This is a genomic window from Bradyrhizobium cytisi, assembly GCF_008123515.1.
Classification (GTDB): domain Bacteria; phylum Pseudomonadota; class Alphaproteobacteria; order Rhizobiales; family Xanthobacteraceae; genus Bradyrhizobium; species Bradyrhizobium cytisi.
Genome location: NZ_VSSR01000069.1, coordinates 50467 through 72015, shown reverse-complemented (window position 1 = coordinate 72015; position 21549 = coordinate 50467). Strand labels below are relative to the sequence as shown.

The following is a 21549-nucleotide window of genomic DNA, read 5'->3' as shown; positions in this document are numbered from 1 at the left end:
TCATGAGCGCCTATATCGCCCGCCGCATCCTGCTGATGATCCCGACTTTGCTCGGGATTCTCTTCGTGTCTTTCATTGTCGTGCAGTTCGCGCCGGGCGGCCCGGTCGAGCGCGTGATCGCGCAGCTTTCGGGCGCCGACACCGGCGGCACTTCGCGCATCTCGGGCGGTGGCGACTTTGCGCAACGCGCGCCCGGACAGCTGGGCGCCGGAGGCGATGCCATCAACTCGAAGTATCGCGGCGCGCAGGGCCTCGACCCCGACTTCATCAAGAAGCTGGAGAAGCAATTCGGCTTCGACAAGCCGGCACCGGAACGCTTCGCGCTGATGGTTTGGAATTTCGCCCGCTTCGATTTCGGCAACAGCTATTTCCGCGATGTCAGCGTGCTCCAGCTGGTCAAGGAAAAGCTGCCGGTCTCGATCTCGCTCGGCATCTGGCTGACGTTCCTGACCTATTTGATCTCGATTCCGCTCGGCATCCGCAAAGCGGTCAAGGACGGAACGCGCTTCGACACCTGGACGTCGACCGTGCTGGTGCTCGGCTACGCGATCCCCGGCTTCCTGTTCGCGATCCTCCTGATCATCCTGTTTGCCGGTGGCTCGTTCTTCAACTGGTTCCCGCTGCGCGGGCTGACGTCGGACAGCTGGTCGCAATTTCCCTGGTACTGGAAGATCATCGACTATTTCTGGCATTTGACGCTGCCGCTGATCGCGATGGGGCTCGGCGCGTTCACCACCATGACGTTCCTGACCAAGAACTCGTTTCTGGACGAAATTCGCAAGCAATACGTGATGACCGCGCGCGCGAAGGGCTGCAGCGAGAACCGGGTGCTCTATGGCCACGTCTTCCGCAACGCGATGCTCATTGTCATCGCAGGCTTTCCCAGCACCTTCATCCACGCCTTCTTCTCGGGCTCGCTTCTGATCGAGACCATCTTCTCGCTGGACGGGCTGGGACTGCTCAGCTTCGAAAGCGTTCTTAACCGCGACTACCCCGTGGTGTTCGGCACGCTCTTCATCTTTTCGCTCGTCGGCCTCGTGGTCAACCTCATCTCGGACATAACCTACATGTGGATCGACCCGCGGATCGATTTCGAGGCGCGGGAAGTCTGATGACGCTGGCCGCTCCCACCCCGATCGAGACCACCGCGAAGTCGCCGCTCGGCATCGCAGTGCCGATCACGCGCAAGCCGTTCGCGCCATCGCCGCTCAACAGACGGCGCTGGGATAATTTCAAGGCGAACCGGCGCGGCTACTGGTCGTTCTGGATCTTCATGATCCTTTTCGTGGTGTCCCTGTTCGCCGAGCTGATCGCCAATGATCGGCCGTTCCTCGTCAAATATGACAGCCATCTCTACTGGCCGGCCTTCGTCACCTATTCCGAGACGACCTTCGGCGGCGACTTCGAAACGGCGGCCGACTACCGCGATCCCTATTTGCAGAAGCTGATCAAGGACAAGGGTGGCAGCATCGTCTGGCCGCTGATCCGCTACTCCTACGACACCCACAATCTCGATCTGCCGACGCCGGCGCCGTCGCCGCCAACCTGGATGCTGACGGAGGCGCAATGCAAGCCTGTCGTCGAGAAGAAGGGCCTCAAAAGCTGCCGTGACCTCGAATACAACTGGCTCGGCACCGACGATCAGGGCCGCGACGTGGTGGCGCGCCTGATCTACGGCTTCCGCATCTCGGTGCTGTTCGGCCTCTGCCTGACCATCATCTCCTCCATCATCGGCGTCGCCGCCGGCGCGGTGCAGGGCTATTTCGGCGGCTGGATCGACCTGTTGTTCCAGCGTTTCATTGAAATATGGACTGCGATCCCGTCGCTCTATCTGCTGCTGATCCTGTCGTCGGTGCTGGTGCCCGGCTTCTTCGTGCTTCTTGGCATCCTGCTGCTGTTTTCCTGGGTGTCGCTGGTCGGACTTGTGCGCGCGGAATTTCTGCGCGGGCGCAATTTCGAATACATCCAGGCGGCGCGAGCGCTCGGTATTTCGAACTCCGTGATCATGTTCAAGCATTTGCTGCCGAACGCGATGGTCGCGACCATGACGTTCCTGCCGTTCATCGTGTCGAGCTCGGTGATGACGCTGACGGCCCTCGACTTCCTCGGCTTCGGGCTACCGCCCGGCTCGCCGTCGCTCGGCGAGCTGCTGTCGCAGGGCAAGTCGAACGTGCAGGCGCCCTGGCTCGGTTTCTCCGGGTTCTTCTCGGTCGCGATCATGCTGTCGCTGCTGATCTTCATCGGCGAAGCCGTGCGCGACGCCTTCGATCCGCGCAAGACGTTCAGGTGAAGGTGTGATATGATTTCCGGACGAGGTGGGTCATGAACAGAATCGTCAAGGAGCACTATCCGGCGTCACGTCTCCCCGAGGACTTGCGGGCAGGCGTCGATCCCGCGGCAACGGTTACCATTACGATCGAGCAGGAAGCTGCTTTGCAGGGCAGCGTCATGACCTTGGAAGAGATTTGGGCTTCCAGGACGCCCCCGTTCAAGACGGCCGGAGAAATCGACAACGAGCTTCGACGCCAACGAGATGAATGGGATGACTGAACGCCTCATCTACCTCGATGTAAACGTCTTTATCTACGCGGTTGAGGGAGGTGGCGAGATAGCCGATCCTCTGCGCAGCCTGTTCGATTTGTTTCGTACACGGCGCGCTATCGGCGTCACGAGTGAGCTGACGTTAGCTGAAGTGTTGGCAGGAGCGATCGATGTGCGTCGGCGGACGTATCTCAATCTGATTGTTTGGAGCCGCATCTTCGATCTTCAGCCGGTAACACGAGATGTCCTGGTCGAAACTGCCGAATATAGGAAACATTCGGGCATGCCAAGATTGCCAGACGCCATTCATGTCGTAACCGCGATCCGTGCCGGGTGCCGCTCCATCCTGTCGGCTGATGCAAGACTCCGGCTGCCAAACGGCTTCTCCCTGATCCTACCCAATCGCGATAATTTGTTGCGCCTGGTCGGAGAAATAACTTAGTGGACGCAATCAACCAGCCCCTGCTTGCCGTGCGCGATCTCTCGGTGGCCTTCCACCAGGGCGGCAACACGACGCTTGCGGTCGACAAGGTCTCGTTCCAGATCAAGCGCGGCGAATGCGTGGCACTGGTCGGCGAATCCGGATCCGGCAAGTCGGTCAGCGCGCTCTCGATCCTGAAACTGCTGCCCTACCCCAGCGCTTCGCATCCCTCTGGCAGCATCCGCTTCAAGGGCCAGGAGTTGATCGATCGGTCCGAACGGGAGATGCGGGAAATTCGCGGCAGCGACATTTCCATCATCTTCCAGGAGCCGATGACCTCGCTCAATCCGCTGCACACGATCGAAGCGCAGATCGGCGAGATCATTCAGCTGCACAATCCGACCAGCAATACGCGGGCGCGCGAGCGGACGCTGGAGCTGCTGACGCAGGTCGGCATCCCCGAGCCGGAGACGCGGCTGAACAGCTATCCGCACCAGCTCTCCGGCGGCCAGCGTCAGCGCGTCATGATCGCGATGGCGCTTGCCAACGAGCCTGACCTGCTGATCGCGGACGAGCCGACCACGGCGCTCGACGTCACCGTGCAGGCGCAGATCCTGACGCTGCTCGCCGAGATTCGCGCGCGGCTTGGCATGAGCCTGCTCTTCATCACCCACGATCTCGGCATCGTGCGCCGCATCGCCGACACCGTCTGTGTCATGAAAGGCGGCGAGATCGTCGAGCAGGGGCCGGTCGAGCAGGTCTTCAGGACTCCCAAACATCCCTATACGCGCGATCTGCTCGCGGCCGAGCCGAAGCCGGATCCGGCGCCACCGCAGCCGGATGCGCCGGTGGTGATGTCGGCCGATGATCTCAAGGTGTGGTTTCCGATCAAGCGCGGCCTGATGCGCAAGACAGTCGGCCACATCAAGGCGGTCGATGGCGTCAGCGTTGCCGTGCGCAAGGGCGAGACGCTTGGCGTTGTCGGCGAATCCGGCTCGGGCAAGACCACGCTGGGACTCGCGCTGCTGCGATTGATCTCATCGAACGGACGCATCGTGTTCCTGGGCAAGGACATCCAGGGCCTGCGTTTCAAGGAGATGCGGCCGTTCCGGCGCGACATGCAGATCGTGTTCCAGGATCCGTTCGGCTCGCTCAGCCCGCGCATGTCGATCGCCGACATCATCGCCGAAGGCCTCTCTGTGCATCAACCGAAGCTGTCACGCGATGAGCGCGAGGCGCGCGTCGTCAAGGCGCTGGAGGACGTCGGGTTGAAGCCGGACACCCGCTACCGCTATCCGCATGAATTCTCCGGCGGCCAGCGCCAGCGCATCTCGATCGCGCGCGCGGTGGTGCTGGAGCCGGATTTCGTCGTGCTGGACGAGCCGACCAGCGCCCTCGACATGCTGATTCAGGCGCAGATGGTCGATCTGCTGCGTGAATTGCAGCGCCGGCGCGATCTCACCTACATGTTCATCTCGCACGATCTGCGCGTCGTCGCCTCGCTCGCAAGCCATCTCATCGTGATGCGCGGCGGCAAGGTAGTCGAGGAAGGCCAGGCGGCCGAGCTGTTCAATAGCCCGAAAACCGACTACACGCGGGCGCTGTTCGCGGCGGCGTTCCGGCTTGAAACGGCGGGCAACGGATCGGTGGCGACGTAGGTCTCGTCAGAGCCGCTTGATCGCGATGATCTCGCTACCCGCCTGCTTGATCCGTGCGAGAGCCGGCTCGATAGCTTCGAGCACCGTCGCCATATGGTGCGCATTGGCGTGAACCATCGTGCTGCCATCGCGCACGATGGCGACGTGGCCCTTCCAGAAGATCAGATCGCCGCGTTGCAGCTTGCTCCGCTCGTGCGGCTCCAGCGCGCGGCCGAGTCCGGCCAGCTGCATGTCGCTGTCGCGCGGGCAACCGATGCCGGCTGTCGTCAGCGACACCTGCACCAGGCCCGAACAGTCGATGCCAAGGCTGCTCTTGCCGCCCCAGAGATAGGGCGTGCCGACGAAGCGCTCGGCGACGGCGACGAAATCCGGCTCGCGATGATCGAGCGGGGCGAGATGGGTCTTCGGCAGGAATGTACCCTCGCGCGCGACGGCGAAACTGCCGTCCTCGCGCACGATCGTGAGCTTCGATCCCAGGACCAGCGCGTCGGCCGGTGGCAGCTTGATCGAGGGACCGGGGAAGGCAAGTGTCCGCAGCGCACTCACCTTGTGTGTCGGCGCGGCGGTCGGCTTCATCAGCGCCGCATCGGGGAGCCAGCCGACATAGCCGTCGCCATTGAGCTGGCCCCAGGCCCAGCCTTCGCCGTTGCGATCATAGACCGTGACGCGCTCGCCGCGCAGCGCCTCCGTCATCAGCATCGCGTTCGATGACGGCTGCTCGCGCACGGCTGCGATCGGCCCGATCACCTCGAATTCCTCGCCGGTGACGAAACGATCTGCCTGCACCTTGCCTTCGAGATATTTGGCGGCGAGGTCGCCCCGCGCCGGTGTCAACCGCGGATCATGCATAGCGCTCGCTCAGCACCTTGTAGATGGCGCGGGCGGCCTGGCATTCGCCGCCCTCGGGACGCGCCGGCTTGGCCGACGGCGTCCAGCCATAGATGTCGACATGCAACCAGCTCCTGGCGTGCTCGACGAAGCGCTGCAAAAACAGCGCGCAGGTGATCGAGCCGGCAAAGCCGCCGGAAGGTGCGTTGGTGATGGTGGCGGTCTTGGAGTCCAGCCAGGCATCGTAGGGCGGCCACAGCGGCATGCGCCACAAGGGATCGTTCTCCTTCACCGCGCAGCGCGCAACGTCGGCGGCCAGCGTCTCATCATTGGTATAAAAGGGCGGTAAATCCGGCCCCAGCGCGACGCGCGCGGCGCCGGTCAGCGTGCCCAGATCGATCAGCAGCTCAGGCTTCTCCTCGTCGGCCAGCGCCAGCGCGTCGGCGAGCACCAGCCGGCCTTCCGCATCGGTATTGCCGATCTCGACGGTGATGCCTTTGCGGGAGGTGAAAATGTCGAGCGGACGGAAGGCGTTGCCGGAGACCGCGTTCTCGACCGCCGGAATCAGCACGCGCAGGCGCACCTTCAGCCTCGCATCCATCACCATGCGCGCCAGTGCCAGCACGTTGGCGGCGCCGCCCATGTCCTTCTTCATGATCAGCATGCCGCTCGACGGCTTCAGATCGAGCCCGCCGGTGTCGAAGCAGACGCCCTTGCCGACCAGCGTCACCTTGGGATGGCTGGGATCGCCCCAGGTGACGTCGATCAGCCGCGGCGCACGGTCCGAGGCCATGCCGACGGCGTGGATCAGCGGAAAGTTCGTTCTGAGATCCTCGCCGATGGTGCATGCGTAGCTTGCGCCGAACTCAGCGGCGAGCTCTTGCGCGGCCGCGGCCAGCTCCTCCGGCCCCATGTCGTTGGACGGCGTGTTGATGAGGTCGCGCGCCAGCATCGCGGCATCCGCCATGCGGTTGATTTCGGCGGGGTCGATGCCGTTAGGCGGCACCAGCCGGACGTCGGGCCTGTCGGCCTTGCGGTAACGGGCGAAGCGGTAGCTGCCGAGCGCGAAGGCGAGTGCCGCCAGTCGTGCATCGTGCGGTGCATTGGCAAAGCGATAGGTGCCGGGCGGCAGCAGGCCGGGCAATGCGCCCGGCCGGAACGGATCGCGCGATCTGGCATCGTCGTCCTCGAGCCCGAACAGCACTTGCGCGATGGTGCCGTCGGGCGCGGGCAGCGCGAGATAGCCACCCGGCTTGGTGGCAAAGGCGCTCGCCGTGGCGAACTGGCGTTGCGCCGGCGGCAGCGTCTCGCGCACGGCATCCCAGCTCGACTTGGTGACGAAGGTGATCGGGGTGGCAGTCGTGGACGTCTCGAAGACGGAAGGCATTGGCGGGTCCGCAAGGTCATTCGGTTGGAGGAGACTTCGCAGAGTTTTGCGGTGGCTGCAATCGGCATTGCGGTCACCGCCCGGTGAGCCGCTACTCGCAGAGAAGCAGCTATGCTAGGTTCCGGCAGCGGTTGCCAGATTGCGCAGAGAACGCCGGTGACCGAAGACGAAGCGTGCCGGGAGGAATTACAATGGAATTTGTGTGGGGCGTGATCACATTCATCGGCCAGGCCATCGAGGCCGTCTTTGGCTATGTCGAGCATCACCACTGGGTCTTCGCGTTCCTCGCCGGCGGCTACGTCTTCTATCTCCATGACCGGTCGATCCATGCCCGGTTCAATGCGCTCGACAAACGTATTGACGAGATCCGCAAGCGTCTCGCCATCGAATATTGATCGCATCAGCGAAACCATCCGCTGATTGCGCGCGTATGTCGTTTGAGAACTGCCGTTCACGAGCGGGTTGCCGCAGGGCTTTACTAGCGCTGCGGTTGTGGCATTATTGGTGGATATTTTTAGGTTGTGCCGTCCGCCGTTCCCGGTTGATATCTGACTGAACTCTTCGTCGAAGGCATTTCCCTCAATCGTTTGAGCGACGCAGCATTCGCAATGAGCGGCGCAACATGGATAGATCGTTTGTTATTGCGCAGATATCCGACCTGCATCTGGACGGGTCAGGCCGGCTGCTTGCGACGATCGAGGCCCTTGCCGGGGCGCTGCGCGAGCGGATGGCGGAGTTTTCGGATGTGCCCGACCGCATCCTGCTGATCACAGGCGATCTCGTGAACGACCCGACACCGCGTGCGCTCGATGAAGCGCTCGCGGTCATCGCGTCGTTCCGGCGGACCGGCCTGTTCACCGACATCCAGGCGGTTGCCGGCAATCACGACGCCAAGCCTCCCAGTCAGCGCGGCGGCCGGCACGACGCCTACGACTATCTGCACCTGCCGCGCACCTCGAAGAGCGTCTATTATCGCCAGGCCGGTCTCGATTTGGTGCTGCTCGACTCCAACAGGGCAAGCCTGACGACGCTTGTCGGCGGCAACATCGATGAGCAGGCTTATCATGCGATAGTCGCGCAATCGGCCCGGCTGAGCGTCGAGCTCGCCGGCAGCATCGGCTCGGCCGGACGCGCCGATTATTCCGAGCCCGCGGAAAATCTGGTGCGCGTGCTGGCGTTGCATCATCATCCGCTGCCGCAGGCGACCGGCGAGGGCAAGCGGTTTCTCGGGGTTCCGGACGAGCCGCTGATGTATCTCGCCGCGCCCGCGACCTTTCTCGAAGCGGCGACCTCGCTCAACGTCAATCTGGTCTTGCACGGGCACCGGCATGTCGAGGGGCTCACCCGCTATTCGATTCCCGACCCGCGTGCGCCCCGGAGCGGCGGCGAGGATTTCTGGCGCACGATCTATGTGCTCTCCTGCCCGTCCTCCACCGGGCAGGGCGGCGACGACGCCGGCTTCAACATCATCCATTTTGGTGCGGCGTCCGACGCCGAGCGGCCCGAGCACCGCTTCGCAATCGCCCGATATTCGCGGCCGCGCGATGACGGCGCCTTCAGGCCGCTCGATTCGAATTTGCCGGATGGTGTCGTCAGGCTTCCTGTGGGACGAGATCTGTCCCGGGATCCTGCGGTCCAATCGGTGATCGAGATCGCCTCATGCGCATCGTTGAAGCGGGATCAGGTCCGGGCACTTGCGCGTCGACTGCTGTCGCGCCGCGCCTTCTACGATGACGGCGGGCAGAACTGGGTTGACATTCTCTACACCTATCTCGTCACCTCCCATGCGTGGGCGGATCTCTCTGGCAGGTTCGCGAAGTCGGTACAGAGGACCGACCTCGCGGCGCTGGCCGAAGTGAAGGGGCTGCTCCGTCTGTTGATCGGACAATCTGCCGACACGCTCGGCATCGATCGCGCCGCGCTCGACGAGCTCCGCGCCGACCGCCTGGTCAATCGTGACGACCTCTCGCGCCGGTGGCCGACGTTGCCGCGCGAGGCTGCCGACATCGAGGGGAGGACGCGCCGGCGGCTGCAATTGCTGCGGGACCTGAACGACCAGATGAAGCTGCTCGACCTCGATATGGGCCTTGGCAGTGAGATGCCGCCACAAGGCGGTGGTCTTCCGCGTTAACCGGCCATTAGGGTTAACACTCTATTGCTGGCGCGTTCGGCTCGATCAATCGGCTCGAGAGTCAAAGCGTCATGCGTCAACGGTTCCGTCCCGCCCGGCTTCTTGCCTCCGCCTCGCTGATCGCGCTGGCGGCAGCGAGCCTCGGCGGCTGCACGGCAATGTCAAAACTCTCCGATGTGACCGGCTCGATCGGCCCGAAGGCGGAAGCCGCCCCGGTCGATCCGGCGCGCGCCATCGAGACCTATAGCGAGCGCTACCGCGCCAACCCCAAGGATCCCGATGTGGCGCTGGCCTATGGCCAGGCCCTGCGTGCCAACGGCCAACGCGCCCAAGCCGCCGCGGTGCTCGAACAGGCGACCATCGCCAATCCCGGCAACAAGCAGCTGCTTGCCCAATACGGCCGCGCGCTCGCCGACAACGGCAATTTCCAGCAGGCCTTCGACGTGCTGTCCAAGGCGCATTCGCCCGACAATCCGGATTGGCGCCTGCTGTCGGTGCAGGGCACCGCGCTCGATCAGATGGGCCGTCACGACGAGGCGCGTGCTTATTATGCGAGCGCGCTGAAGATTGCGCCGGGCGATCCCGGCGTGCTCTCCAATCTCGGCCTGTCCTACATGTTGTCGAGAGACCTGCCCAAGGCGGAAGAGGCGCTGCGGCAGGCCTACGCTTCACCGCGTGCGAGCTCCAGGGTGCGGCAGAATCTCGGCCTGGTGGTCGGCCTCCAGGGCCGCTTCGCCGAGGCCGAGACCATCGTGAAGGCGGACCTGCCGCCGGACCAGGCCGCGGCCAACGTCGCGTATCTCAAGGAAATGCTGAACCGCAACGATGGCCCGCGCGGTGCGTCGAAGCGGACGCCGGTTGCTTCGCTCAGCCAGCCCGACTGATCAGACCCGATCTTCCGATCCTGAAATTGGCTGCGGACCGCGTGCGGTCCGCAATCTCCGGCGTCAGTGCAGCTCGGAGATCTTGATGCCGGTCGGCCCGAGAATGACGACGAACAGCACCGGCAGGAAGAACAGGATCATCGGCACCGTCAGCTTTGGCGGCAGCGCGGCGGCCTTCTTCTCGGCTTCGTTCATGCGCATGTCGCGGTTTTCCTGCGCCATAACGCGCAGGGATTGGCCAAGCGGGGTGCCGTAGCGTTCCGCCTGCTGAAGTGCAAGACACACCGATTTGACGCCTTCGAGCCCGGTGCGCTTCGCCAGGTTTTCGTACGCCACCTTGCGGTCCTGCAAATAGGACAACTCGGCCGTGGTCAGCGTGAACTCCTCCGACAGCGCGATCGACTGGCCGACGATTTCAGTCGCGACCTTGCGGAACGCCATTTCCACCGACATGCCGGATTCGATGCAGATCAGCAACAGGTCGAGCGCATCGGGAAAGGCGCGCTTGATCGAGAGCTGGCGCTTGGAGATCGCGTTCTTGAGGAACAGCATCGGCGCCTGGAGGCCGGCATAGGCCGCGCCGACGCACATGCCGATCTTGATCGGGACCGACTTCTCCATATGCGCGATCAGGAACACGTAGACGACCGAGCCGACGAACAGCACGAGCGGAGCCACCATGCGGGCGAACAGGAATGTGATGTAAGGCGCCTGGCCGCGATAGCCCGCCATGATGAGCTTGTCGCGCGCCGCTTCCTGCGCCAGCCATTTGGTGAGGTTGAAGTCCTCGACGACCCTGGAGACGAGTTGCTTTGGCGTCTGGCGCAGCGAGACCTTCTCGCTCTTGTTGAGGCGTTCGCGCTCGCGCTGCCGGATCCGCTCGCGCTCGCTCGCCACCGCCTTCATGCGCTTGGAGAGGCCTTCACCGGCGAACAGCGGCATCACCAGCGTATACACGGTGGCGCTGGCGGCGATGGCCGCCAGCAGCATGGTCATGAAGTGAACGTCGTGCAGCTTTGTGACGAGTAAATCGACCATACGGCACCATCAGAAATCGAAGTTGATCATCTTCTTCATCACCATGATGCCAATCGACATCCAGACGACGCAGCCGACCAGCATGAGCTGGCCGGTGGGATGGGTCCACAGCAGCGAGATGTAGCCGGGCGTGGAGAGATAGACGAGGAGCATCACGATCGGCGGCAACGAGCCGATGATTCCGGCCGAGGCCTTGGCCTCCATCGACATCGCCTGGATCTTTTCCTTCATCTTCTTGCGGTCGCGCAGCACCTTGGAGAGGTTGCCCAGCGCTTCGGAGAGGTTGCCGCCCGACTTCTGCTGGATCGAGATGACGATGCCGAAGAAGTTGGCTTCCGGCAGCGGCATGCGGTCGTAGAGGCGCGAGCAGGCCTCGCCGAGCGGCATGCCGATCGCCTGCGTCTCGATGATGGCCAGGAACTCGCTGCGCAGCGGCTCCGGCGCGTCGGCCGCCACGACCTTGATGGATTCGAACAGCGGCAGGCCCGCCTTGATGCCGCGGACGATGACGTCGACGGCATCGGGCAGCGCCTTCAGGAACTGGTTTTCGCGGCGCTTCTTCAGGAAGCCCAGCGCCCAGCGCGGCAGGCCGAAGCCGCCGGCAAAGGCAAGACCGACTGCGCCGATCAGGCCGCCGCCACCGAACAGCGCGCCGAAGAAAAACACGCCCGCCACGACGGCGGATGCGATCCAGAATTTCTTCGGCGTCCAGTCGAGCCCCGCCTGCGACAGGCGGATGTGGAGCGGGACGCTCTTTTCCTGTGCCCGCCTCGCCTCGAGATCCTTGAGCGAAGTCTCGACTTGCTCGCGGCGCGAGCGCTGGCTCTTTTCAGCCTGCTTGGCCGCGGGCACGTCGGCGCGCCCGATCGAGGCCCGGCGGCTCTCGGCCTTCCGTTCGCCTGACAGCAGCGGATAGAGGAAGACCCAGGCGATGCCGCCGACCGCGGCGGTGGCGAGAAAGGCGAGGGCGAGGACTTGCATGTTCATGGCTGCGTTGACCCGCTCACGTCGTTGGCGCCGATTCCGCGGCGTCTAGGGCAGCGGCAAGGCGTTTCTCTTCGCCGTAATAGCGGGCGCGTTCCCAGAATTTCGGGCGGCCGATGCCGGTCGAGCGGTGCTTGCCGATGATCTTGCCGTTGGCGTCCTCGCCGACCAGGTCGTAGAGGAAGATGTCCTGCGTAATGATGGTATCGCCTTCCATGCCCATCACCTCGGTGATGTGGGTGATGCGGCGCGAACCGTCGCGCAGGCGCGCGGCCTGGACGATGACGTCGATCGAGGCGCAGATCATCTCGCGAATGGTGCGCGAGGGCAGGGAGAAGCCGCCCATCGTGATCATGGATTCGCAGCGTGACAGCGCTTCGCGCGGATTGTTGGCGTGCAGCGTTCCCATCGAGCCGTCATGGCCGGTGTTCATGGCCTGGAGGAGGTCGAAGGCCTCCGGGCCGCGGACTTCGCCGACGATGATGCGTTCAGGACGCATACGCAGACAGTTGCGCACCAGCTCGCGCATGGTGACCTGGCCTTCGCCCTCGATGTTGGGCGGCCGGGTTTCGAGCCGCACCACGTGAGGCTGCTGGAGCTGAAGTTCGGCGGCGTCTTCGCAAGTGATGACGCGCTCGTCGTGCTCGATGTAGTTGGTCAGACAGTTGAGCAGCGTGGTCTTGCCCGAGCCGGTACCGCCGGAGATCAGCACGTTGCAGCGGACACGTCCGATGATCTGGAGGATTTCCGCGCCTTCCGGCGAGATCGCGCCGAACTTGACCAGCTGATCCAGCGTCAGCTTGTCCTTTTTGAACTTACGAATGGTGAGCGCGGGACCGTCGATCGCGAGTGGCGGCACGATGGCGTTGACGCGGGAGCCGTCGGCGAGGCGCGCGTCGCAGATCGGCGAGGATTCGTCGACGCGCCGTCCGACCTGGCTGACGATGCGTTGGCAGATATTGAGGAGTTGCTGGTTGTCGCGGAAGCGGATGCCGGTTTTCTGGATCTTGCCGCTGACTTCGATGAAGACCGTGCCGGCCCCGTTCACCATGATGTCGGCGATGTCGTCGCGCGCCAGAAGCGGCTCGAGCGGGCCATAGCCGAGCACGTCGTTGCAGATATCATCGAGCAGCTCTTCCTGCTCGGCGATCGACATCACGATGTTCTTGATCGCGATGATCTCGTTGACGATGTCGCGGATTTCCTCGCGCGCGGACTCGGAATCGAGCTTGGCGAGCTGAGCGAGGTCGATGGCCTCGATCAACGCGCCGAAGATGGTCGCCTTGACCTCGTAATAATTGTCCGAGCGGCGGCTCTCCATGGCCGGCGCAGGCCGGGAAGGGGCGAGCGGCGGGGAGGCGACGGCCGGCGGGGGCGGCGCGCGCGACACCGTCGGCGCCGGAGCCGAGGCAGGCTCTGGCGACACGGCGCCGGGCTTGGGAGCCCGAAGGTCGGTGTCTGTTCCGCTACGCTTACCGAACACTTAACAACTCCATGGGGCGCCTATTTTCGCCGCAACTTCTCAATCAGCGGTGAAAGCAAGGACGACTTTTGTTTCTTCGTCTCGCTGCGGCCGGTCAGGCGCTGGGCGATCTGGAGGAACATCTCGATCGACTTGTGGTTGGCGGAGATCTCCGCGATCATCTGGCCGTTGTTGGCGGCCGCCCCGAAGATCTGAGGCTCGAACGGGATCGAGACGACCGGCTGGCTCTCGATCGCCTTGGCGAATTCGCCCGCCGCGATCTCCGGCCGCTTGGGAATGCCGACCTGGTTCAGGCAGTATAGCGGCGGGCGGTCGTTGGGACGCGCGGCCTTCAGCAGATCGAACAGGTTTTTGGCGTTGCGCAGGTTGGCGAGGTCCGGCGCCGCCACGATCAGGATGTCGTCGGCGCCGATTAAAGCGCGCTTGGTCCAGCCCGACCATTGATGCGGGATGTCGAGCACGATGCAGGGCATGGTCGCGCGCAGCGTGTCGAACACCGCGTCGAAGGCGTCGGTGCCGAAATCATAGACCCGGTCGAGCGTCGCCGGCGCCGCCAGCAGGCTGAGGTGGTCGGTGCATTTCGACAGCAGGCGGTCGATGAAGGCCGTGTCGACGCGATCGGGCGAGAACACGGCATCCGCGATGCCCTGCGGCGGGTCCTGGTTGTAGTCGAGCCCGGCGGTGCCGAAGGCGAGGTCGAGATCGGCGACCACGGCGTCCATCGCGAGATCCCGCGCGATTGCCCAGGCGACGTTGTGGGAGATGGTGGAGGCGCCGACGCCGCCCTTGGCGCCGACCACGGCAATGATGCGGCCGACCGCCTTGGCTTCCGGCGCGGAGAACAAGTTGCAGATCGAGCGGACGACGTCGATCGCACTAACCGGCGCGAGCACGTAGTCGCTGACTCCGCGGCGCACCAGCTCGCGATAGAGCATGACGTCGTTGATGCGGCCGATCACGACCACCCGGGTACCGGCGTCGCAGACGGTGGCAAGCTGGTCGAGCCCGGCCAGCAAATCGTTGCGGGCGTCGCTCTCGAGCACGATCACGTTCGGCGTTGGTGCGGAGCGATAGGCTTCGATCGCAGCCGCCATGCCGCCCATCTGGATCTTCAGATGGGCCTTGCCGAGACGGCGATCCTCGCCCGCCGATTGCACGGCTGCAGCAGTCTCCACGGTTTCGCAGAAGGCCTGGACCGAGACGCGCGGCGCGGGCGCAATATGCTCCTCGAACGGCGCAGGGGTCTCCGGCTGCTCTTCTTGAGTCTGGCGCGCGTAGTTGATCATTTGCCGGTGTCGCTGAGTTTGGCCTTATCAGCCTCGGGATAGGCAACCGCCGTCGGAGTTCCCTTGCGATACTTCTCGAAGGCGGCAGTGCGGCGCGCCGTGTAGGCCGGAGTTTCGGACCGCGGCTGCTCGAGGTCCGATGGATTGTCGACCATGGCCGCAATGTTGCGCTGATAGGCGCAGCCGTAATTGTAGTAGTCCTTGTTCTCGAACCAGCTCTTGTTCTTCATCGAGGGGCCGAGATCCTCCGGCCACAGGCCGCAGGGGCCCGCGACCGCGGCGATCTTGGAATAGGTCAGCCGGATGGGCGGCAGGAAGCGCTTGTCTTCCGGCTGGTAGGGACGGGCGATGATGCCGCGCGGGGGAACGCCCGCCGCTGCCAGCATCGCCTGAATCTCGCGCATCGATTCCGCCACCGGGCGCGCATTCGGCGTTCCGGACGGCACATCGATGTGGATGGCGCCGGTGCCCTCGTGCATCCAGGTCGAGGCCAGGCCCATCACGTCGGCGCGCTGGGCTGCGGTCAGGCCGCCGCGGGCGTGACCGACGAACACGACGATCGAACGGTTCTGTTCCTCGATCGCGATCGGATGACGCTGCTTGTAATCGTCGGGAATGGAAGCGGTGGCGACCTCGTCGTGCTGGCAGCCGCCGAGCGCGAGCGCGATACCGACAAGCACGCCACCGAGGCCGGCGGCGCGGTAGCGGGTCTGGGGTCGTGTTGTGATCATACTATGTCCCCGTTCCGCCATCAGTCCGTGATGAAGCCGTAGGTGCCGCGGTAGTTCTTTGCCGGCTCGGTCCGGCCCGGCACGCCATAGATGCGATTGATGTTGCCGATCAGTTCAGCCTGCGGATCCGCGGGCGCCGCGAAGCCGTCATCCGGCCGCGACAGGTCCTTTGGCGCCGCCGCGCGGACGACATAGGGCGTCACGATCACGACCAGCTCGGTCGTGTTGTTGACGAAGTCGCGGCTGCGGAACAGGGTGCCGAGGATCGGGAGCTGCATCAGCCCCGGCAATCCGCTGATCGCCTGCTTGGTCTGCTGCTGGATCAGGCCGGCCATCGCCATCGCGCCGCCGGAGGGAATTTCCAGCGAGGTCTCGGCACGGCGGGTCTTGATCGACGGCACCGTCAGCGAGTTGACCGAAGTCGAGGTCACGGCCTGCGACAGCGTGATCGCATTTTCATTCGACAGTTCCGAGACCTCGGTCATCACGTGCAGGCTGATCTTGCCCTCGGTCAGCACAATGGGGGTGAAGTTGAGCGAGATGCCGAACTTCTTGAAGCTGATCTGGGTGGTGCAGACATGCGTGGTGGGGTCGCAGGCATAACCTGCCGGCACCGGGAATTCGCCGCCGGCGATGAAGGTCGCCGATTCACCCGAGATAGCGGTCAGGTTCGGCTCGGCCAGCGTCCGGATCACGCCTGCGGTTTCCATCGCGCGCAGGGTTGCCTGCACCGACGGTGTCGCGCCGAACTTGGTGGTCAGAGCGTTGCCGTCTACGAGATTCTTGCCAAGCGCCGTGAACGGGTTGGAGTTGCTGAAGCTCACCACCGAGGTGCCGTAGTTCAGGTTCGCCGTGAGGTCGATGCCGAGCTGCTTGATGACGGTGCGCGCGACTTCCGCGACGGTCACCTTCAGCATCACCTGGTCGCGGCCGCGGACCACGATCGAATTCACCACCTTCTCGGGGCCGCCGGCAAGGCGTGCGGCGAGATCGTTGGCCTGCTGCGCTTCGAGTGGGTTGGCCGCAGTCCCGGTCAGGACGACGCCGTCGCCGAGACCGTCGATCTGGATGTCGGAATTGGGCAGGATCTGCTTCAGCGCCGCGCGCACGCCGTTGAGGTCGCGCTTGACCGCGATGTCATAGGCGGCGATCTGCTGGCCGGCGGAATCGAAGAACACGATGTTGGTCTGGCCGACCGAGGCGCCGATGATGTAGGCGCGCTGCGACGAGCGGACCACCGCGTTGGCGATCTTGGGATCGGCAACCAGCACATCCTTGATGTCTCGCGGCAGGTCAATCACGATCGACTTGCCGATGCCGAGCGAGAGGAAGCGCGCATTCATCTGGCCGTCGGCTGCAACCGGCGCCACGGGACGGTAATCTGCGGCGATCACGGGCGTCAGCGCGGGGTTGAGCGTCAGCGCGAGAGCGGCCGAGAACGACAGGGCGCGAACCATCGAGGTCCGCATCGTCGCCAGATCTGCCCTGCATCTCATATCGACTGTCCTCATCGTGCCTTCGCCGCCTGGCTTGGAATGCCGTAGCGGATGATCGAAACGCCATCGCGCTTCTGCGCGGATTCATCGAGCGTGATCTCGCTCATCTTGACGTCGGCAATGCTGCGCAGCGCCAGCGACAGCGTTCCAGCCTGGCGGGACGAGGAAAGCTGCTGGGTTTGTGCGGAATTGAGTTCCAGCGTCACGGTCTTGCCGACCACCGCGTTCTGGCCGTCCTTCTCCTTCGGCGCCTGGTCGATGGCGAGCACGCGGACATTGACCAGAATGACCTCGGACGTGACGACATCCTGGGCGCCGGAGCTCTGGTCCGGGTTCTTGAGGCGGCGCGTCAGCAGCACATCGACGCGATCGTTCGGCAGGATGAAGCCGCCCGCGCCGGTCTCCGGCGAGATTTCGGTGGAGATGGCGCGCATGCCGCTCGGCAGGATCGCAGCCATGAAGCCGGACCCATCGGCCTTGACCAGCTTCTGGTCGCGGATCGGCTCACCCTGGATGAAGGGGGCGCGCGCAATCGAGCCGGTGACCTGGGTCGCGCCGTCGGGGCGCTCGCTGCGGCGGATGAAGGCGGCGCTGGCGGTCGCGGTCGGCCAGGTCTGCCACTGCACGTCGTCTGGCTTCACGGTCTGCCCGAGGCCGATGTCGTTCTTGGCGACCAGGACGTCGGTGGTGGGAAGCTGCGCGACCGGAGCCGCTGGAGGCGGCGCAGAGTCCGAGCCGCTCGCCAGATACGCGGCGATGCCGCCGGCGCAGATGGCGACCGTCAGGACGACTATGCGTGCCCTATTCATACGCTTCACTTTCCACAGTACGCCGCGACGCTGCCGCCGCCGTAATCGGCAGTTGACCAGCTATTCGTCAAAGCATGGTTAATGAGGCGTATCTAAATCGCCTTAACGCCGGGTGTATCCTGGGCGTTCAGCGCAGTGCGAGGTGAGCGAGGTCGATCGCTTTCACCCATTCGGTCTCGGGGTAGACCATCAGTGCGCCAAGTGCGAGCGCGATGCCGTAGGGAATGCCGGTCTGCTTGTCGTGGAGCCGCGCCAGCCAGGCCTGGCCGGCAAGCCCGTAAGGCAACGGCCATTGCCGGAGCTGGAGCAGGAGCAGGGTCAGCGCGCCGCCGAACAGCGAGGCGTAGAGCAGGAAGTCCATCAATTGGGCGAAGCCGAACCAGAGCGCCACGGTAGCTGCGACCTTGGCGTCGCCGCCGCCCATCCAGCCCATCGCAAAGCAAGTGAACGCCGCGACGAGGAGCAGCGCGCCGGCGCCGATATGGCTCAGCATCTCGTAAGGTGCCATGCCACCGGCAAAGGCGAGCACGAAGAAGCCTGCCACCAGCGCCAGCGAGACGCGGTTCGAGATTGTCATGGTGAAGAGATCGCTGGCGGCTGCGAACGCCATCAAGGCCGGGAAGAGCATAAGGCGCGCGAGGTCGAGGATCATGGGCTGCGTCTTGAGGCCTGGGTCCGTCGCCCGGATCGGGGCGTCGGCGCATGCTAGGGGGCAGTGCTAAACAAACCGACAACGATCGCAGCAGCTTCGGGGCCGGTCATCCGGCGCCAAAAGGCTCACCACATGCTGGCGATGCGCATCGCGAGCGTGACCATGGCGAGCAGCAGCGCAAGGCAGACCCAATATGCCGAGGCGTCGCCTCGCGCCGTGTCCGCCTCGTTCGCCGTAACCGCGGCATCGGTTCTGTGCTTACGCAACGCCACTGGAACTCGCACTGTCCGAAAAACAAAGGCCCCGGAGGTCCGGGGCTTTTGCCATCGTCTGCCGGTCGGCTTACTTCAGCGAGGAGCTGATCGAGCCGAACTTGGCGTTCAGCGTGGTGCCGAGGTTGTTGACGACGGTGATGATGGCCAGCGCGATGCCGGCGGCGATCAGACCGTATTCGATGGCGGTGGCGCCGGATTCATCCTTCGCGAAACGCGCAATCAGGTTCTTCATGAACTAAACTCCATCTGGTGAGGTCGCCTCGATCGGCGCTGTCTTGACGCGACGAGAATGTGAGCCGAGCTCTTTCGGTAGAGTTAATTCGATCGGTCAAACCCGTGCCTCACGCGGTGCTTTTGGCCAGAGTGAATTTCGCCTTAAGGCGGCGGTTGCAATTCGTTCCGGTTCCGAACGCGCCATCAACTTCATTCTCCCTTAAATTTCGCGGAGTAGGCCTAAGAGAGGTCAGCGGACTGGAGCAGAAGCGATGATGTCGAGCCTACCCATGCAAGTCGCCCTGATGCTCGGCGAGACCATCGAGAAGGTGATCCCGGTCACTCTCATGCTCGCGGTGGTTTTCACCGTGCTTGAATATTTCTGGGCCTGCAATGCGGGTCCGTCGTGGTGGCGCAAGCGCGAGATCGTGACGGACATCTGCTACTGGTTCTTCGTTCCGGTGTTCGCCCGCACCATGCGGATCGGACTCCTGATCGTCACCGCCGGCGTCGTCTTCAACATCCACGACGCCGACGAGCTGATCGCCTTCTACGACAACGGCCACGGCCCGCTGTCGCAGTTGCCGCTCTGGGTGCAGGGCGTGCTGTTCCTGGTCCTGGCCGACTTCATGCTGTACTGGCTGCACCGGCTGTTTCACGGCGGCGGGTTCTGGAAATATCATGCGATCCATCACTCCTCCGAGGAGATCAGCTGGATCTCGGCGGCCCGCTTCCACCCGGTCAATCTGATGCTCGGCACCATCGGCGTCGACGTCGTGCTGCTGATGGCCGGCATTTCGCCGAACGTGATGATCTGGGTCGGCCCGTTCACGACCTTCCATTCGGCCTTCGTGCACGCCAATCTGAACTGGAGCTTCGGGCCATTCAGATATGCGCTGGCGACGCCGGTGTTCCACCGCTGGCACCACACCTCGCTCGAGGAGGGCGGCGACACCAATTTTGCGGGCACCTTCCCGATCTGGGACGTGCTGTTCGGGACCTTCCGCATGCCGAAGGGCGAGCTGCCGCAGGATTACGGCAAGGATGAAGCAACGATGCCGAAGGAAATCGGCGGCCAGCTTGCTTATCCGTTCCGCCAATAGGATTGCGTCCGGCGCCGGGGCGACAGAAACGCCAGTCCATTCAAACAATACCTGCCGAGTTTGCGGAACGTTCACGAATTACAGGCAGGTTAACCGGGTCGGGCGCCGGCTCCGCTTTTTGATCGATTCTGCCGGTTTGTGACGTCCCGGGGTAAGAGTATGCGTAAAGAGTTCCTACGCCGTCATGCGCGCATCTGTCTTCTGGCTGCGGCTGCCGTGCTGGCTTCGCCGGCCGTTGGCCTTGCCGAGCCCACCGCCGATACCATCGCGGTCAATGTCGACCAGGCCAAGCTCGTGCGGCTGCCCGGCAGGGTGGCAACGATCGTGGTCGGGAATCCCCTGATCGCCGACGTGACGCTGCAGCCCGGCGGGATGATCGTCGTGACCGGTAAGGGTTACGGCGCCACCAACTTTATCGCGCTCGACCGCGGCGGCGAGATTCTGGTCGATCGGCAGATCCAGGTCGAAGGCCCGAGCGACCGGCTCGTGACTGTCTATCGCGGGATCGAGCGGGAGTCCTATAGCTGCCTGCCGATCTGCCAGCGCCGCGTCACGCTCGGCGACAGCGACAATTACTTCAGCACCACGATGAATCAGGCCGGGACGCTGAGCAGCAGTGCCAGCGGCAACGGCGCCGCGGCTGCCAAGACGAACTAGCGAGATCAGCCGAGGGGCCCGACGGGCGGTCCCGGGGCAGAGATCGCTGCCGAATTTCACGCGATGCCATCGCCTGCACCTTCGAGGTTCACGCTCCGGACTGCGCTGCGCCGGTTTCGCGGCAATCGCTGCGGCTCCGCCGCGGTCGAGTTCGCGCTGGTCGCGCCGATGTTCTTCGCACTGTTGTTCGCGATCATCGAGACGGCGCTGATGTTCTTCGCGAGCCAGGTGCTCGAGACCATCACGCAGGACTCCGCCCGCGTGGTCCTCACGGGCCAGGCGCAGTCCGGCTCGGTGGCGAGCTGTGCGGTCAATAGTGTGAGCACACCGTGCACCCAGGCTACATTCAAGAGCTACGTCTGTAAGCAGATTCCGGCGTTGTTCGACTGCAACAGTCTCAGGGTCGACGTCCAGAGTTATTCGGACTTCTCGTCGGTCACGCTCGGCAACTACACTGCCTGCAACTTCGATCCCACCACGACCGGATACAACCCCATCTCCAGAACACGTTCACGGCGAGCATGTCGATCATCACGCCGTACGACAACACGCTCGTGAACGGCACGATTGCTCAGGTCTATATCGACGCAAACAGCATCGCCAAGATTCAATGGAGCAAGTCCGCCGTCATTGCGACCGGTGCGACGCAGGCCAGTCTGACAGCTCCGCCGCCGACACTGGCGGCCAATACCACGGTCACATCGATGATTCCGTCGACGCTCCTGATTCCGTCGACCTATCTCATCTTCAGCCAGGTGAGCTACATCTACACGGCTCCCGTCAAATACGTCCTGAAGTCGGGCGTCACGCTGAGCGATGTCTCCTATACGCGGCCGCGGCAAGTCACCTGCGTTGCCTATGGTGGCGTTCCGACGTCGTGCTGAGCCGGATGGCCGGCGAGATCGTCGATAGCGCATAAAAAAGGCCGTGCATCCCGCACGGCCTTTTTCGCTATTCGGTGCGCTTGCGCTG

At 63.9% G+C, this 21549-nt stretch carries 24 protein-coding genes; 12 read left to right on the top strand and 12 right to left on the bottom strand.

The genetic code is table 11. The features are described from left to right. The first annotated feature begins 2 nt into the window (after nt 1–2). From FXB38_RS33925 to FXB38_RS33905, 5 genes are read left to right on the top strand one after another with little or no spacing between them, the layout of a single operon-like run. On the top strand, nt 3–1112 hold the full coding sequence (locus FXB38_RS33925; RefSeq protein WP_148755295.1) for a microcin C ABC transporter permease YejB: 1110 nt from the start codon (nt 3–5) through the stop codon (nt 1110–1112). Further along, nucleotides 1112–2290, top strand: coding sequence for an ABC transporter permease (locus FXB38_RS33920; RefSeq protein WP_148755294.1), 1179 nt, complete (start codon nt 1112–1114; stop codon nt 2288–2290). The genes FXB38_RS33925 and FXB38_RS33920 overlap by 1 nt, the downstream gene beginning before the upstream one ends. A gap of 32 nt (nt 2291–2322) precedes the next feature. Beyond that, nucleotides 2323–2550 (top strand): hypothetical protein, encoded by a 228-nt coding sequence (locus tag FXB38_RS33915; RefSeq protein ID WP_148755293.1) that lies wholly within the window; start codon nt 2323–2325, stop codon nt 2548–2550. Further along, nucleotides 2543–2983: a type II toxin-antitoxin system VapC family toxin gene (locus FXB38_RS33910; RefSeq protein ID WP_187435328.1), complete on the top strand. Its 441-nt coding sequence runs from the start codon at nt 2543–2545 to the stop codon at nt 2981–2983. The genes FXB38_RS33915 and FXB38_RS33910 overlap by 8 nt, the downstream gene beginning before the upstream one ends. After that, entirely contained in the window at nt 2983–4620 is a 1638-nt protein-coding gene (locus tag FXB38_RS33905; RefSeq protein WP_187435327.1) for an ABC transporter ATP-binding protein, read from the top strand. Before FXB38_RS33910 ends, FXB38_RS33905 begins: the two co-directional genes overlap by 1 nt. 6 nt (nt 4621–4626) lie before the next feature. On the opposite strand, the gene FXB38_RS33900 is transcribed toward FXB38_RS33905, so the two are convergent. Both FXB38_RS33900 and FXB38_RS33895 read right to left on the bottom strand, forming a co-directional pair. Further along, nucleotides 4627–5469, bottom strand: coding sequence for a C40 family peptidase (locus tag FXB38_RS33900; protein WP_148755291.1), 843 nt, complete (start codon nt 5467–5469; stop codon nt 4627–4629). Further along, entirely contained in the window at nt 5462–6835 is a 1374-nt protein-coding gene (locus FXB38_RS33895) for a leucyl aminopeptidase family protein (RefSeq protein ID WP_148755290.1), read from the bottom strand. The genes FXB38_RS33900 and FXB38_RS33895 overlap by 8 nt, the downstream gene beginning before the upstream one ends. 191 nt (nt 6836–7026) lie before the next feature. Between FXB38_RS33895 and FXB38_RS33890 the strand changes: the two genes are divergently transcribed. The 3 genes from FXB38_RS33890 (at nt 7027) to FXB38_RS33880 (ending at nt 9850) form a co-directional block, all read left to right on the top strand. Next, nucleotides 7027–7230, top strand: a complete 204-nt coding sequence (locus FXB38_RS33890) for a hypothetical protein (RefSeq protein WP_148755289.1) — start codon at nt 7027–7029, stop codon at nt 7228–7230. 227 nt (nt 7231–7457) lie between these two features. Then, entirely contained in the window at nt 7458–8966 is a 1509-nt protein-coding gene (locus FXB38_RS33885; RefSeq protein ID WP_148755288.1) for a metallophosphoesterase family protein, read from the top strand. Between the two features lie 71 nt (nt 8967–9037). Then, a complete protein-coding gene (locus tag FXB38_RS33880; RefSeq protein ID WP_148755287.1) occupies nt 9038–9850 on the top strand; it encodes a tetratricopeptide repeat protein in 813 nt (270 codons plus the stop codon). A 63-nt stretch (nt 9851–9913) separates the two neighbouring features. Here FXB38_RS33880 and FXB38_RS33875 read toward each other — a convergent pair whose 3' ends face one another. From FXB38_RS33875 to FXB38_RS33835, 10 genes are all read right to left on the bottom strand, one after another. Then, nucleotides 9914–10888: a type II secretion system F family protein gene (locus tag FXB38_RS33875; RefSeq protein ID WP_148755286.1), complete on the bottom strand. Its 975-nt coding sequence runs from the start codon at nt 10886–10888 to the stop codon at nt 9914–9916. Between the two features lie 9 nt (nt 10889–10897). After that, nucleotides 10898–11875, bottom strand: coding sequence for a type II secretion system F family protein (locus FXB38_RS33870; protein WP_148755285.1), 978 nt, complete (start codon nt 11873–11875; stop codon nt 10898–10900). Nucleotides 11876–11891: 16 nt separating this feature from the next. After that, nucleotides 11892–13355: a TadA family conjugal transfer-associated ATPase gene (locus tag FXB38_RS33865; protein WP_148755284.1), complete on the bottom strand. Its 1464-nt coding sequence runs from the start codon at nt 13353–13355 to the stop codon at nt 11892–11894. A gap of 20 nt (nt 13356–13375) precedes the next feature. Further along, entirely contained in the window at nt 13376–14641 is a 1266-nt protein-coding gene (locus tag FXB38_RS33860; protein WP_148755283.1) for a CpaE/TadZ family protein, read from the bottom strand. Further along, nucleotides 14638–15372: a CpaD family pilus assembly protein gene (locus FXB38_RS33855; RefSeq protein WP_148755282.1), complete on the bottom strand. Its 735-nt coding sequence runs from the start codon at nt 15370–15372 to the stop codon at nt 14638–14640. Before FXB38_RS33855 ends, FXB38_RS33860 begins: the two co-directional genes overlap by 4 nt. 20 nt (nt 15373–15392) lie before the next feature. Then, on the bottom strand, nt 15393–16868 hold the full coding sequence (locus tag FXB38_RS33850) for a type II and III secretion system protein family protein (RefSeq protein WP_187435326.1): 1476 nt from the start codon (nt 16866–16868) through the stop codon (nt 15393–15395). A gap of 11 nt (nt 16869–16879) precedes the next feature. Next, nucleotides 16880–17677 (bottom strand): Flp pilus assembly protein CpaB, encoded by a 798-nt coding sequence (gene cpaB, locus FXB38_RS33845; protein WP_187435325.1) that lies wholly within the window; start codon nt 17675–17677, stop codon nt 16880–16882. Nucleotides 17678–17804: 127 nt separating this feature from the next. Next, nucleotides 17805–18329 (bottom strand): A24 family peptidase, encoded by a 525-nt coding sequence (locus FXB38_RS33840; RefSeq protein WP_148755279.1) that lies wholly within the window; start codon nt 18327–18329, stop codon nt 17805–17807. Nucleotides 18330–18454: 125 nt separating this feature from the next. Continuing rightward, nucleotides 18455–18595: a hypothetical protein gene (locus tag FXB38_RS43175; protein WP_187435337.1), complete on the bottom strand. Its 141-nt coding sequence runs from the start codon at nt 18593–18595 to the stop codon at nt 18455–18457. A 76-nt stretch (nt 18596–18671) separates the two neighbouring features. Beyond that, nucleotides 18672–18836, bottom strand: coding sequence for a Flp family type IVb pilin (locus tag FXB38_RS33835; RefSeq protein WP_008131913.1), 165 nt, complete (start codon nt 18834–18836; stop codon nt 18672–18674). 256 nt (nt 18837–19092) lie between these two features. Here FXB38_RS33835 and FXB38_RS33830 point away from each other — a divergent pair, with 256 nt between their 5' ends. The 4 genes from FXB38_RS33830 (at nt 19093) to FXB38_RS33815 (ending at nt 21461) form a co-directional block, all read left to right on the top strand. Continuing rightward, entirely contained in the window at nt 19093–19920 is an 828-nt protein-coding gene (locus FXB38_RS33830) for a sterol desaturase family protein (protein WP_148755347.1), read from the top strand. A gap of 159 nt (nt 19921–20079) precedes the next feature. Beyond that, on the top strand, nt 20080–20577 hold the full coding sequence (locus tag FXB38_RS33825; protein WP_148755278.1) for a pilus assembly protein N-terminal domain-containing protein: 498 nt from the start codon (nt 20080–20082) through the stop codon (nt 20575–20577). A 63-nt stretch (nt 20578–20640) separates the two neighbouring features. Then, nucleotides 20641–21135, top strand: coding sequence for a TadE/TadG family type IV pilus assembly protein (locus FXB38_RS33820; RefSeq protein ID WP_148755277.1), 495 nt, complete (start codon nt 20641–20643; stop codon nt 21133–21135). After that, nucleotides 21099–21461 carry a hypothetical protein gene (locus tag FXB38_RS33815; protein ID WP_246230331.1) on the top strand — a complete coding sequence of 121 codons (363 nt, stop codon included), beginning with the start codon at nt 21099–21101 and terminating at the stop codon, nt 21459–21461. Before FXB38_RS33820 ends, FXB38_RS33815 begins: the two co-directional genes overlap by 37 nt. Nucleotides 21462–21549: the final 88 nt, after the last annotated feature.

Bases quoted from the DNA above. Each gene is read 5' to 3' on its own strand.
- FXB38_RS33925 (WP_148755295.1), top strand. From the start codon at position 3: ATGAGCGCCTATATCGCCCGCCGCATCCTGCTGATGATCCCGACTTTG.
- FXB38_RS33920 (WP_148755294.1), top strand. From the start codon at position 1,112: ATGACGCTGGCCGCTCCCACCCCGATCGAGACCACCGCGAAGTCGCCG.
- FXB38_RS33915 (WP_148755293.1), top strand. From the start codon at position 2,323: ATGAACAGAATCGTCAAGGAGCACTATCCGGCGTCACGTCTCCCCGAG.
- FXB38_RS33910 (WP_187435328.1), top strand. From the start codon at position 2,543: ATGACTGAACGCCTCATCTACCTCGATGTAAACGTCTTTATCTACGCG.
- FXB38_RS33900 (WP_148755291.1), bottom strand. From the start codon at position 5,469: ATGCATGATCCGCGGTTGACACCGGCGCGGGGCGACCTCGCCGCCAAA.
- FXB38_RS33895 (WP_148755290.1), bottom strand. From the start codon at position 6,835: ATGCCTTCCGTCTTCGAGACGTCCACGACTGCCACCCCGATCACCTTC.
- FXB38_RS33890 (WP_148755289.1), top strand. From the start codon at position 7,027: ATGGAATTTGTGTGGGGCGTGATCACATTCATCGGCCAGGCCATCGAG.
- FXB38_RS33885 (WP_148755288.1), top strand. From the start codon at position 7,458: ATGGATAGATCGTTTGTTATTGCGCAGATATCCGACCTGCATCTGGAC.
- FXB38_RS33880 (WP_148755287.1), top strand. From the start codon at position 9,038: ATGCGTCAACGGTTCCGTCCCGCCCGGCTTCTTGCCTCCGCCTCGCTG.
- FXB38_RS33875 (WP_148755286.1), bottom strand. From the start codon at position 10,888: ATGGTCGATTTACTCGTCACAAAGCTGCACGACGTTCACTTCATGACC.
- FXB38_RS33870 (WP_148755285.1), bottom strand. From the start codon at position 11,875: ATGAACATGCAAGTCCTCGCCCTCGCCTTTCTCGCCACCGCCGCGGTC.
- FXB38_RS33860 (WP_148755283.1), bottom strand. From the start codon at position 14,641: ATGATCAACTACGCGCGCCAGACTCAAGAAGAGCAGCCGGAGACCCCT.
- FXB38_RS33855 (WP_148755282.1), bottom strand. From the start codon at position 15,372: ATGATCACAACACGACCCCAGACCCGCTACCGCGCCGCCGGCCTCGGT.
- FXB38_RS33850 (WP_187435326.1), bottom strand. From the start codon at position 16,868: ATGAGATGCAGGGCAGATCTGGCGACGATGCGGACCTCGATGGTTCGC.
- cpaB (WP_187435325.1), bottom strand. From the start codon at position 17,677: ATGAATAGGGCACGCATAGTCGTCCTGACGGTCGCCATCTGCGCCGGC.
- FXB38_RS33840 (WP_148755279.1), bottom strand. From the start codon at position 18,329: ATGATCCTCGACCTCGCGCGCCTTATGCTCTTCCCGGCCTTGATGGCG.
- FXB38_RS33835 (WP_008131913.1), bottom strand. From the start codon at position 18,836: ATGAAGAACCTGATTGCGCGTTTCGCGAAGGATGAATCCGGCGCCACC.
- FXB38_RS33830 (WP_148755347.1), top strand. From the start codon at position 19,093: ATGTCGAGCCTACCCATGCAAGTCGCCCTGATGCTCGGCGAGACCATC.
- FXB38_RS33825 (WP_148755278.1), top strand. From the start codon at position 20,080: ATGCGTAAAGAGTTCCTACGCCGTCATGCGCGCATCTGTCTTCTGGCT.
- FXB38_RS33820 (WP_148755277.1), top strand. From the start codon at position 20,641: ATGCCATCGCCTGCACCTTCGAGGTTCACGCTCCGGACTGCGCTGCGC.
- FXB38_RS33815 (WP_246230331.1), top strand. From the start codon at position 21,099: ATGTCGATCATCACGCCGTACGACAACACGCTCGTGAACGGCACGATT.